General features: G+C 72.2%; 11 protein-coding genes. 6 read left to right on the plus strand and 5 right to left on the minus strand.

Annotation, left to right across the window (positions count from 1 at the left end; all coding sequences use genetic code 11):
• Positions 1-122: 122 nt before the first annotated feature.
• From P3X83_RS06800 to P3X83_RS06825, 6 genes are all read left to right on the plus strand, one after another.
• Positions 123-1,490, plus strand: coding sequence for an FAD-linked oxidase C-terminal domain-containing protein (locus tag P3X83_RS06800; RefSeq protein ID WP_277303995.1), 1,368 nt, complete (start codon positions 123-125; stop codon positions 1,488-1,490).
• Positions 1,491-1,593: 103 nt separating this feature from the next.
• A complete protein-coding gene (locus tag P3X83_RS06805; RefSeq protein ID WP_277303996.1) occupies positions 1,594-3,369 on the plus strand; it encodes a serine/threonine-protein kinase in 1,776 nt (591 codons plus the stop codon).
• A 109-nt stretch (positions 3,370-3,478) separates the two neighbouring features.
• On the plus strand, positions 3,479-4,276 hold the full coding sequence (locus P3X83_RS06810; RefSeq protein ID WP_277303997.1) for an enoyl-CoA hydratase-related protein: 798 nt from the start codon (positions 3,479-3,481) through the stop codon (positions 4,274-4,276).
• Positions 4,277-4,392: 116 nt separating this feature from the next.
• A complete protein-coding gene (locus P3X83_RS06815; RefSeq protein ID WP_277303998.1) occupies positions 4,393-4,605 on the plus strand; it encodes a hypothetical protein in 213 nt (70 codons plus the stop codon).
• A 148-nt stretch (positions 4,606-4,753) separates the two neighbouring features.
• Positions 4,754-5,614 (plus strand): helix-turn-helix transcriptional regulator, encoded by an 861-nt coding sequence (locus tag P3X83_RS06820; protein ID WP_277303999.1) that lies wholly within the window; start codon positions 4,754-4,756, stop codon positions 5,612-5,614.
• Between the two features lie 74 nt (positions 5,615-5,688).
• Complete coding sequence (locus P3X83_RS06825) at positions 5,689-5,952, plus strand: hypothetical protein (protein WP_277304000.1); 264 nt, start codon at positions 5,689-5,691, stop codon at positions 5,950-5,952.
• A 29-nt stretch (positions 5,953-5,981) separates the two neighbouring features.
• Here P3X83_RS06825 and P3X83_RS06830 read toward each other — a convergent pair whose 3' ends face one another.
• Genes P3X83_RS06830 through P3X83_RS06850 form a run of 5 tightly spaced genes read right to left on the minus strand, consistent with a single transcriptional unit; the run spans position 5,982 to position 11,922 of the window.
• Entirely contained in the window at positions 5,982-6,632 is a 651-nt protein-coding gene (locus P3X83_RS06830) for a TetR/AcrR family transcriptional regulator (RefSeq protein WP_277304001.1), read from the minus strand.
• A gap of 46 nt (positions 6,633-6,678) precedes the next feature.
• Positions 6,679-8,652, minus strand: coding sequence for a glycosyltransferase family 39 protein (locus P3X83_RS06835; RefSeq protein ID WP_277304002.1), 1,974 nt, complete (start codon positions 8,650-8,652; stop codon positions 6,679-6,681).
• Positions 8,649-9,794, minus strand: a complete 1,146-nt coding sequence (locus tag P3X83_RS06840; RefSeq protein ID WP_277304003.1) for a bifunctional glycosyltransferase family 2/GtrA family protein — start codon at positions 9,792-9,794, stop codon at positions 8,649-8,651. Before P3X83_RS06840 ends, P3X83_RS06835 begins: the two co-directional genes overlap by 4 nt.
• Positions 9,795-9,832: 38 nt before the next feature.
• Complete coding sequence (locus tag P3X83_RS06845) at positions 9,833-11,224, minus strand: HAMP domain-containing sensor histidine kinase (RefSeq protein ID WP_277304004.1); 1,392 nt, start codon at positions 11,222-11,224, stop codon at positions 9,833-9,835.
• Positions 11,221-11,922, minus strand: coding sequence for a response regulator transcription factor (locus tag P3X83_RS06850; protein ID WP_277304005.1), 702 nt, complete (start codon positions 11,920-11,922; stop codon positions 11,221-11,223). The genes P3X83_RS06845 and P3X83_RS06850 overlap by 4 nt, the downstream gene beginning before the upstream one ends.
• Positions 11,923-11,948: the final 26 nt, after the last annotated feature.

Here is an 11,948-nt window from a genome sequence, read left to right on the forward strand (position 1 = left end):
CTGCCGGCGTACCTGTTAGGGCAGCCGCATAGCACAATGGTCCGGTACCACATCAAGCCGCGATCGGGCTAAGCGGAAGGTCGGGGAGGAAGTGGGATAGAGCGCCGCGTACAGTCGTGGTCGTGAGCAGCTCCACCATTGACCTCCTCGTGAAGGCCCTCCCCCACGGCCGGGTGATCACCGATCCCGACGTGATGGACTCTTACGCCAGAGACCGCACCTTCCTCGACCCGGGCGCGCCGCTCGGCGTGGTGCTGGCGGCCGGGCGCGACGACGTCGTCGAGACGATGCGCTGGGCCACCGAGCACCGGGTGCCGGTGGTGCCGCGCGGCGCGGGCACCGGCCTGGCGGGCGGGGCCACCGCGACCGAGGGCTCGGTGGTGCTGTCCCTGGCCAGGATGGCGGAGATCAGGGAGCTGTCCCCGGCCGACGAGATCGCCGTCGTCGAGCCCGGCGTGATCACCGCCGACCTCGACGCCGCCGCGCGCGAGCACGGCCTGATGTACGCGCCCGACCCGTCGTCGTACGAGATCTCCACGATCGGCGGCAACCTGGCCACCAACGCGGGCGGCCTGCGCTGCGTCAAGTACGGCGTGACCCGCGACTCGGCGCTCGGCCTTGAGGTCGTCCTGGCCGACGGCCGGATACTCAACACCGGCCGCCGCACGGTCAAGGGCGTCACCGGCTACGACCTGACCGGCCTGTTCGTCGGCTCGGAGGGCACGCTCGGCGTGATCACCGCCGCCACGGTACGGCTGCGCCGCGCCCCGCTGACCGCGCCCGCCACGATCGCCGCCGAGTTCGGCTCACTGCGCGACGCCGCCTCCGCCGTGTCGGCGATCATCGCCGCCGGGTGCCAGCCGTCGCTGCTCGAACTCCTGGACCGCGCCACGCTGAAGGCCATCGACGACTGGCGCAACATCGGCCTGGAGCCGTCCGTCGCGGCGATGCTGATCGCGCAGTCCGACGCCGCCGACGGCGCCGACGCGGCGCGGCGGATGCACGACCTATGCGTCGAGCACGGCGCCTCGTTCGTGGCGGTGTCGGACAGCCCGGCCGAGACCGAGGGGCTCATCGGCATCCGCAGGATGGCGTACCCCGCAAAGGAGCGGCTCGGCTCCTGCCTGGTCGAGGACGTCTGCGTGCCGCGTTCCGCGCTGCCCGACATGATGACCGCGATCGAGGCCGCGAGCGCCCGGCACGACGTGCTCATCTGCACCGTGGCCCACGCCGGCGACGGCAACCTGCACCCGGTGTTCGTCTTCGACCACGGCGTGCCCGAGCCGCCGAAGCAGGTGTGGGACGCGGCCGACGAGGTCTTCCGCGCGGCGCTCGACCTCGGCGGCACCCTCACCGGGGAACACGGGGTCGGACTGCTCAAGCGGCGCTGGCTGGAGCTGGAGAGCGGCCCGCTGACCCGCGACCTGCAGGCGGGCATCAAGGGGGTCTTCGACCCGCTCGGCATTCTCAACCCGGGCAAGGCCATCTGACCGATCGATCCGGCGCTATCCCACCCGCCCCAACTCGCACTTTGGTAGCGTGACTGACCAGAGTTAGACATTTTCGGGTGATTTGTCGGGGGAGGTAGCGCCGGTGCAGGCCCAGCCGCTGAGCCCGGACGACCCGCGCGCACTGGGTTCCTACCAGTTGATCGGACGCATCGGCGAAGGCGGTCAGGGAGTCGTCTATCTGGGCCGCGGGCGGTCCGGCGAGCAGGTCGCGGTCAAGCTGCTGCACGGCGGTCTGGCCTCCGACGAGGACGCCCGCGCGCGGTTCCTGCGCGAGGTCGCGGTGGCCCAGCGGGTGGCCGCGTTCTGCACCGCCCGCGTGCTGCACGCCGACCTGGCGGGCAACCGTCCCTACATCGTCAGCGAGTACGTCGCCGGGCCATCGCTGCGCCAGCTCGTAAACCGTGATGGGCCGCGCCGGGGCGGCGCGCTGGAACGGCTGGCGATCAGCACCGCCACCGCGCTGGCCGCCATCCACCAGGCGGGCATCCTGCACCGCGACCTGAAGCCCGCCAACGTGCTGATGGGCCCCGAGGGGCCCGTGGTGATCGACTTCGGCATCGCCAGGGCGCTGGACGCCCCGGGCACCACGGCGACCGGGATCGCCATGGGCACGCCGTCCTACCTCGCGCCCGAGCACCTCGCCGGGGCGCCGATCTCCCCCGCCTCCGACGTCTTCGCCTGGGGCGTCACCATGGTCTTCGCCGCCACCGGGCGACCGGCGTTCGGCCAGGACTCCATCCCGGTGGTGATGAACCGGATCCTGAACAGCGAACCCGACCTGGGCGACCTCTCCGGGCCGATCCGTGACGTCGTGGCGGCCTGCCTGGCCAAGGACCCGGCGCTGCGGCCGACCGCCGAGGAACTGGTGGGGCATCTGACCGGCCGTCCGATCGCGCCGCTGCGCACCGCCGCGCACCCGCCGCAGGCTCCGGCCCATGGGCAGCGGCAGCCAGGGCACATCCGCGAGCAGGTCACCGGGCCCGCGCGGCACCGGCCGCGCGCGCGGGGCAGGCGCCCCGCGGTGATGGCCGCCGCCGCGACGGCGGGCCTGCTGGCCCTCGGCGGCGGCTCCGTGGTGCTGGCCAACTCCGGGACCTTCACCCTGATGGCCGACGGCGGCGCGGACGGCTCGTCCCCGACCGCCGCCGCCACGCGGAACGCCCTGTCGCCCGGCGAGCCCCTGACGCAGGTGCCCCCGCCGCTCGAACCCGCGACCGACGGCTGGACCTCCCCGGCGCCCACCAAGAAGGCCCGCCCGTCACGCACGGGGGACGGCGGCGAACACGCCGCCGGAGAGCGCACCCGGACCAGCGAACCGGCCCCGGAGCGTACCGCCTCGCCCGAGCCGACCAGAAATCGGACGAAGGAACCGACCGCGGAGCCGAGCGAGCCCGACCCGGAGCCCACCTCCGAGCCGACGCCCCCGCCGCCCACCAAGACCACCAGACCCACCAGCAGGCCGTCGCCGACCAAGACCACGGCCCCGCCCAAGCCGAAGCCCACGCCGACCAAGACGACGGCCCCGCCCAAGCCCAACCCGAACAGCCCGGCCGGGGTGTGCGGCTCCGGCTACAAGGTCATCAACTCCCACTCGCTCGGCGGGAAGGCCACCGCCTACCTGCTCTACAGCGCCGCGGCGGGCCGGAACTGCGTGGTCACGCTCTCCAAGTACGTGGTCCCCGGCAAGATCGCGATGAGCGCCACCCTTCAGGTGAAGGGCGGCTCCACGGGCCGCGACAGCGGGTCGTTCACCGTCTACGCCGGGCCCGTCCGGCTGGCCGCGGCCAAGAAGTGCGTCATCTGGGGCGGTTCATACGGTTCGATCGCCTGGAAGAGCGGCTGGAGCCACTGCGGCTGATCGGGGAGACCGGCGCCGAGCCGTTCGCACGGACATGCGAAGGTTGGATTTCCCCTGGCGCACAGGGGGACGACCGGCTCGTACGACGCGCGAACGGATGGTGGACGGCGTGGAAGAACTGGTGCACGGTGAGGTCGCGGACGGGGTGGCCACGGTCACGATGGACTCCCCCCGCAACCGGAACGCCCTGTCGGCCCGGCTGCTCGCGCAGCTCGCCGCCGAGCTGGACCGGGCGCTGGACGACGACACCGTCCGGGTCGTGGTGCTGACCGCCACGGGCACCGTGTTCTGCTCGGGGGCCGACCTCTCCGAGCAGCGGGCGGCCGAACCGGGCGCGCCGGCCTCCGCCCCCGTGACCGAGGCGCTGCCGCAGATCATGAAGACGCTGTGGGAGAGTCCCAAGCCGGTGATCTGCCGCCTCAACGGCACGGCCAGGGCCGGCGGGCTGGGCCTGGTGACGGCCTGCGACTTCGCGATCGCGCCGCTGTCCGCGTCGTTCGCCTTCTCCGAGGTGCGCCTGGGCGTGGTCCCCGCGATGATCTCGGTCACCGTGCTGCGCCGGGTGGAGGCGCGCGCCGCCGCCGAGTACCTGATGACCGGTGAGGTCTTCGACGCCGCCCAGGCCGCGCGGATCGGCCTGCTCACCAGAGCCGTGCCGGACGACGAGCTGGACGCCACGGTCGCGCACTACGCGGGCATGCTGCGCCTGGGCGGCCCCGAGGCGCTGGCGATCACCAAGCGGCTGGTGCGCGACGTGCCCGCGATCCCGGTCGAGGAGGGCATGCGCCGCATGGCCGCGCTGTCCGCCGAGCGCTTCACCTCGGCGGAGGGCCAGGAGGGCATCCGGGCGTTCATGGAACGCCGCCCGCCGTCCTGGGCGGTCACCGACCAGTCGCCCGGCAGGTAGTTGCACGTTTGTGACCAGAATTTATACCTTCTGGGTAGCTATAAAGATCCAGTCCCCGGTGATCGCTACAATTGCGCGCAATTGCATAGCGAGGTCCGCTCGGGGAAGGATCGGTCATGCGTTTGCGATTTCTCGGGTCCACGTCTGAGGCGGGTGCCTGCCCAACTCTGTACGAGACCGACCGAGGAACCATCGTCGTCCAGGGCATGGAGGTCACCGACGCCGACGCGCTCGGCGACCTGCGCGACGTGCTCGAAGGCGAGACGGTGGTGGAGGTCCCCCTGGAGCTCCTGACGGAGGTGGCACGCCGGGTCATGGGCCACCTCTGAGACGGATCCGGATCCGTTGATCACGATTCGGGCGCGCCCACTGGATTGCGCGGCGATTGCGGTCTACTGTCTTCCGCATTCGTGACTCCTCGGGCCGGCGACAGAGTCCCGTCGTCGCCGACCGGTCGGCGTCCACCCGGAGGTAGGTTTGAGCAGCTTCCAGCAGGCCCGAATCGATCTGGGCATGCACCTCCGGCAGCTTCGCGAGGGCGCGCAACTCTCGGGCAAGGAACTGGCCGAACGGCTCGGCTGGCAGGCGTCGAAGGTCTCACGCCTGGAGAACGCCCGGCAGACGGCCTCCGAAGAGGACGTCGTCATGTGGGCGCAGGCCGTCGACGCCGCGCCCGAATCGACCAAGAAGCTGATCGGTCAGGTGATCGGCCTCGCGGAACGGCATGACTCCTGGAGGCAGCGGCACCGCAGCGGTCTCGCCGCCATCCAGGAGGACATGCGCGACCTGGAGGCCAGGACCCACCTGTTCCGGGTATTCGAGCCCGGCCTGATCATCGGCCTCCTCCAGACGGCCGAGTACGCGCGCAACGTGTTCGCCAAGATCAAGCGCATCTACAGCGCGCCCGAGGAGATCGACTCCGCCATCCGGGTGCGGATGCAGCGCCAGGAGATCCTCTACGACGGCAAACGGCGCTTCCGCTTCCTGATGCCCGAGGCGGCGCTGCGCTACCGGCTCGCGCCGATCGGCGTGATGCGCGGCCAGCTCGACCGGTTGCTCGCGGTGAGCACGCTGCCCAACGTGGAGTTCGGGATCATCCCCTTCGAGGCGCCGCTGCCCTCGGCCGCGATGAACGGCTTCTGGCTCTACGACGACGTCCTCGTCGGCGTCTCCACGCGCACCAAGGAGCTGATGATCCGCGAGGCCGGGGACATCGAGTTCTACAGCCGCGTCTTCGACGAGTATTGCGAGGTCGCCTCGTTCCGTGACGAAGCAAGGGCCGTCATCGTGCGCATCCTGGACGACTTCGCGCAACAGACTGATGCTCTAGGGGACTAACCCCTGCAATTGCTTGCATCCTCCTTCGCCATCGTGCAATCCTGTCGCGAGAAAAAGTTGCGGAGGTGACTCAGATGCTGGACACCCTGTCTTGTCTTGAGCGCTTCGCCGGCGCGGCCCGCCGGCATGCCGATCTATCGGTGCAAAGCGTTGCGTTGAATTGCGACCCGGCCTACGTGTGCGTGCGCAATCGGTTCAGCGCCACGCTCTTCGAGACGGTCACCTGCTCCGCGCAGGGCACCTTCGTCACGTCGTGGGGCTACCGGCTGGGAGACTCCCACGACATCGACGCCGCCGCCGACCGGCTTGCGTACCTACTGGCGGCACTGCCCGCCTGAGACGCCCCGCGAATGCCCCTGCGACGCGCTCAGTTGCCGCTCGCGGCCACGGCGGAGAAGTCGGCGGGGGTGAGGCCCACCTCGTGAGCCGCGGCCGTACGGGCGTGCTCAAGCAGCCGCTGGCGGGTCAGGGTGTGGTCGCCCAGGGTGTAGCGGACGATCAGACCGTCGAGCATCGCGTCGATGCGCTCGGCGGCACCACGGGGATCGGCGCACGCGAAAACACCGGCCCGCACCCCCTCACTGATCGTCGTCTCCACCGCGGCCACCCACGAGCGGCCCAGCTCGTGCACGATCGCCTGCACGGACGGCTCGCGCAACCCGGCCGCCCACGCGTCGATCCACAGGACCCAGCTCTGGTCGCCACGCGAATCGGGCAGGTAGAACCGCAGGACGCCGTCGAGCCGCTGGATCGGGGCGCCCGGTCCCGAGGACAGCTCCCGCAGCCTGGCGCTCTCGCTGTCGAGCGCCGCCCGTAGCATCTCGGTGATCAGCTCGTCCTTGGTGGCGAAGTGGTAGTGGATCAGGCCGCCGCTGACATCGACGGCCTTGGCGATGTCGGCCACCCGGGTGCCCGCCATGCCCCGCTCCATCACCACTCTGCGTGCCGCCCGCAGCAGCTCGGCCCGACGTTGATCGGCCTGACCGGCCCTGCGGCTCCTGATCCCAACGCTGCGCACCATCAAAGACTACCCGCGCGACGCTCACAGCGAGTGTCCGAATTTGTCAGGAGCAGCGGTAGACCCGGCGCCCGTCGCCCCTTCTCCCCTCAGGAGTGCGGCCCACGGCCTCGTTGGACGACGCCACTCCGTAGTCGGACGGCGGGACCAGCGCGCAGTTGGCCTCCACCCACTGAGTGACGCCCTGATCGCCCCGGGCCGCCGAGGACAGCCCCCCGCCCGGCACCACGTAGCGGACCCGGCCCGCGGCGACGTGGGCCCGCAGCGCCGCCACGGTCGTCGCCGGGTCGGAGCCCAGGAAACCGCCCATCGCCATGGCGGGCCGCCCCGTGGAGAGGATCAGCGACACCACGGGCTGCGCGCTGCCGAAGGCGGCCAGCCAGGTGGCGCCACCCTGGTTGCGCACCAGATAAGCGACCAGCCCGGCCGGGACCTCACCACCGAACCCGCCACCGCCGGGAGCGCCCCGCGCGCCGTCGCCCGGCCCGCCGGGCGCCCCCGGCGGCAGGCCCGCGATGGCCTTGCCCTTGGGCCCCGCGGTGGGGTTGGTGCCGACGATGGGCGCGCCGAGCGGCGTCACCGCGTAGACGGCTGGCCCCGTGAGCCCACCGGCGACGCCCGCCGCCAGGGCGAGCCCGGCGAGCCTGGATCTGGCGGGCCGGGTGGCCGCGCCCCAGGCGAGCCCCGCCACCGCGACCGCGCAGAGCCCCGCCACGACCCACGCCGCCCACGGCGCGAACTGCGGCGCGCGGCGCAGGATCGTGAACGACCACGCGCCCGTGACCGCGACGCTCAGCGGTGTCAGCCAGGCCCAGACCGGGGAGCAGCGGTAGGCGCGGAACACCAGCACGCCGCCGATCCCGCACAGCGCGGCGATCGCCGGGGCCAGCGCCGTGGTGTAGTAGGGATGGAAGATCCCCCCGGACAGGCTGAAGACGACGTAGTGCACGACCAGCCAGCCGCCCCACAGCAGCAGCGCGGCGCGGACCGGCTCCGAGCGCGGCGGGCCATCGTACCGGAAACCGGCGGCGGGCACGCGGGCCGGCAGGACCAGCCCGGCGATCAGCGCGATCACCGCGAACGGCAGCAGCCAGGAGATCTGCCCGGCCACCTGCTCGTTGAACAGCCGCCACAGCCCGGCCTGACCGCCGAAGTCGGGACCGCCGCCGGAGTCGCGCTCCTGACCGAGGAATCGGCCCAGGCCGTTGTAGCCGACCACGAGGTCCCAGACGCTGTTGTCGCCGCTGCCGCCCACGTAGGGACGGTCGCCCTTCGGCCAAAGGTCGACCACGGTCATCCACCAGCCGCTGGAGACGACCAGCGCGAGCGCGGACGCGCCCAGCGCGCCGAACCTGCGGCGCAGCGTCCCCGGGGCCGCGAACAGGTAGACCCCGCCGAGCGCGGGCAGCACCAGGTACGCCTGCAGCATCTTGGTGTTGAACGCCAGGCCGACCAGCACCGCCGCGAGCACCGGGTAGCGCAGCCGTCCGTCGCGCAGCCCCGCCAGGCACAGCCAGGCGGCCCCGGTGAGGAGCAGCACCATGATCGGGTCGGGGTTGTCGTCCCGGTTGATGGCCACGGTGATCGGCGTCAGCGCCAGCACCAGCGCGGCCACGTGCGCCGCGACGAGCCCGGGACGGCCGGGCACGCTCCGCCGCACCGCGGAGTGCACCAGCCAGACGGTCGCCACGCCCGCCGCCGCCTGGGGCAGCAGCAGGCTCCAGGGCGACATGCCGAAGACCCGCGCCGACAGCCCCATCACCCACAGCGCGAACGGCGGCTTGTCGACCGTGATGTAGGACCCGGCGTCGAGCGCGCCGAAGAAGAACGCCTTCCAGCTCTCGGTGCCCGACAGGACCGCCGCCGCGTAGTAGGCGTTGGCGTGGCCGTTGCGGCTCAGGCCCCAGGTGTAGAGCACGGCGGCCAGCAGGAGGACGGCCGCCAGCGGCCACCGGGACAGCAGCCGGCGCGACCGGCCGCGGACACGGGACGCCGCCTGCCCGGTCGCGGTGGTGGTCATCGCAGCGGCCCGTTGGCCGGGCGGCGGAGGTTGAAGACCCAGGTGCGCAGCAGCAGGAAGCGGACGAGCGTGGCCAGCCCGTTGGCGAACACCACGGCCACCACCTCGGCCGTGGTGGACGCCCCGGGCATGAGCACGTCGAGGAGGGCCAGGCCGCCGGTGCTCAGGCCCAGGCCGACGACGAAGGCGACGCCCCCCTCAAGCTGGTGGCGCACCACCCCGGCGCGGCCGGTCACCCCGAAGGTGAAGCGGCGGTTGGCGGCGGTGTTGGCGATCGCGGTGAGGAACAGCGCGAGCGCGTTGGCGGCCAGCGCGGGCATGAGCTGGCGCAGCGCCACGAAGAGCCCGAGGTGGGCCAGGGTGCTGATCACGCCGATCACGGCGAAGATCGGGAGCTGCCTGGTCGCCCCGGACAGCGCCACCCGCGCCATGCCGCGCAGGTCGTCGAGCGCGGTCTTGACGATGTCGACGCGGCTGTCGGGGTCGTCGACCCAGTCGACGGGGACCTCGTGGATGCGCAGGCCGTGGCGCTCGGCGAGCAGCAGCAGCTCGGTGTCGAAGAACCACTCCTCGTCGCGGACCGAGGGCAGCAGCGCCTGGGCGACCTCGGCGCGCACCGCCTTGAACCCGCACTGGGCGTCGGAGAAGCGCGCGCCCAGGATCGAGCGGAGCAGCAGGTTGTAGGCCCGCGAGATCACCTCACGCTTCGGGCCCCGCACCACGTTGGCGGCGTAGTCGAGGCGGGTGCCGATCGCCAGGTCGCTGTGCCCGGACAGCAGCGGCGCCACCAGCGGCAGGAAGGCGTCGAGGTCGGTGGACAGATCGACGTCCATGTAGGCCACGACGTCGGCGTCGCTGCCGGCCCAGACGTGGCGCAGCGCACGGCCCCGGCCCTTCTCGGCCAGGTGGACCGCCCGCACGTCGGGCAGATCGGCCGCCAGGCCCTTGGCGACCGGCCAGGTGGCGTCTGTGCTCGCGTTGTCGGCGATCGTGATCCGGAAACCGTAGGGGAACATCCCCGCCAGATAACCGTGCAGCCTGCGGACGCTGCTCTCCAGCACGCGCTCCTCGTTGTGCACGGGAATGACGATCTCGACCAGCCGTGTCCGCGGCGGCGCGCCCGTCAGCTCGTTCATGCTCATGAATCCACGCTCGGGATCCGACCTTTGACAGGGGTGAGTCAACTATTAACACAAGATGAGAAATCCTCGCCGGGCAGTCTCAGCCACGCCTCGGTGCCGCCGCCCTCGGCGTTGCTCAGGCCGGCCTCGCCGCCCGCCTCACGGGCCACCTGCGCCACGATGGCCAGCCCCAGCCCGGAACCGGGCAGGCTGCGGGCCGAGGGCGAGCGCCAGAACCGGTCGAAGACGTGCAGGAGATCTTCGTCAGGGACGCCGGGGCCGTGGTCGCGGACGGTGAGCAGGCCGCCGTGCAGCCGCACCTCCACGGTGCCGCCGGGCGGGCTGAACTTGACCGCGTTGTCGAGCAGGTTGATCACGGCCCTGGAAAGGGTGACGGCGTGGCCGGTGACGTGCCAGGGCGACAGGTCGGCGGTGACGCGCACGGCGGGCGCCCGCAGCCGCGCCCGCGCCACGGCGGCGCCCACCACCTCGTGGAAGGCGACGTCTTCGCCCGGCTCGGTCTCGTCTTCCGGCCTGGCGAGCTGGAGCAGGTCGCCGACCAGCGTGGACAGTTCCTCGAACTGGGCCTTCAGGCTGCCCAGCAGGCGGCGCTTGGCCGCCGGGTCGAGGGGGCGGCCGGTGTGCTCGCTGCGCAGCAGCAGGTCGATGTTGGCGCGCAGGCTGGTGAGGGGGGTGCGCAGCTCGTGCCCGGCGTCGGCGATGAGCCGCCGCTGCCGGTCGCGGGAGCGGGCCAGCGCGCTGGTCATGGAGTTGAACGAGGCCCCGAGGCGGGCGATCTCGTCGGTGCCCTCGACGGGGATGCGGGTGGCGAGGTCGCCGGTGTGGCCGACGTGCTCGACGGCGCGGGTGAGCTTGCCGACGGGGCGCAGCGCCGTGCGGGAGACCAGCAGCCCGACGGAGGCGGCGCCCACGACCCCGAGGGCCGTGACGAACGCCAGCAGCCCGGCCAGACCGGCCAGCATGGTGTCGAGCTCGCTCAGCGACCGGGACTCCATCACGGCGACGCCCGGCGCGATCTGCTGGGTCTTGATCCGCACGGCCACGCCGGTGTCGGTGACGCCGTCCGTGATCATCTTGCCGCCGTCGGCGGCGATCCGCCGGTCGGCCGGGGAGACCGGGATGCCGGTGGGGCTGAGCACGCAGCGCCGGCCGTCATTCGCGTAGACGATCTGCAGCGGCGGGACGTAGGCCCGCAGCGGGCCGCCGCCCGAGGGGCTGGGCTCGGCGCAGTACCGCAGGATCATCGCGATGTCCTCGGCGCGCTTCTTGGCGCCCTGCGGACCGGGCGGGCCCTGCAGCGAGCGGTCGAGCTGCTTGAGCATCTCGCCGCGCACGATGAGCCAGCAGGCCCCCGCCGACACCGCGACCGCCACCGCCACCGCCAGGGCGACCAGCACGGTCAGCCGGGAGCGGAGGGTGCGTCCGATCATGGCGCGGCCCGCAGCACGTAGCCCACGCCGCGCACGGTGTGGATGATCCTGGGCAGCCCGGCGGCCTCGGTCTTGCGCCGCAGGTACATCACGTAGACGTCGAGGGAGTTGGAGGCCGGCTCGAAGTCGAAGCCCCACACCTCGCTGAGGATCTGCTCGCGGGTGAGCACCTGGCGGGGGTGGACCAGGAAGAACTCCAGCAGCAGGTACTCGGTGCGGGTGAGCTCAAGCGCCCGCCCGGCCCGGCTGACCTGCCTGCCCGCGGTGTCCATCCGCAGGTCGCCGAAGACCAGCACGCACTCGTCGGAGTCGGCGCCAGGACCGGCGGGGGGCTCGCCGCGCCGCAGCAGCGCCCGCACCCGCGCCAGCAGCTCGTCCAGCTCGAACGGTTTGACCAGGTAGTCGTCGGCGCCCGCGTCGAGGCCGGTCACGCGGTCGCCGACGGCCTCCCTGGCGGTCAGCATGAGCACCGGCACGCGGTTGCCCGAGGCCCGCAGGCGACGGCAGGCGGTGAGCCCGTCGACCCGCGGCATCATCACGTCGAGGAGCACCGCGTCGTAGCGCTCCGTGGCCAGCACTTCCAGTGCGGCCTGCCCGTCGGAGGCGAGGCCCACGGAGTATCCCTCGAACTCCAGGCTGGCCTGGAGGGCTTCTCGCAGTGCGGGCTCATCGTCCACGACCAGTACACGCGCTGTCACGTGTCGAAGTTAGCCGGAGCTGATGA

The sequence above is a fragment of the Spongiactinospora sp. TRM90649 genome (assembly GCF_029382225.1).
In the GTDB taxonomy this organism is placed as follows: Bacteria; Actinomycetota; Actinomycetes; order Streptosporangiales; family Streptosporangiaceae; genus Spongiactinospora.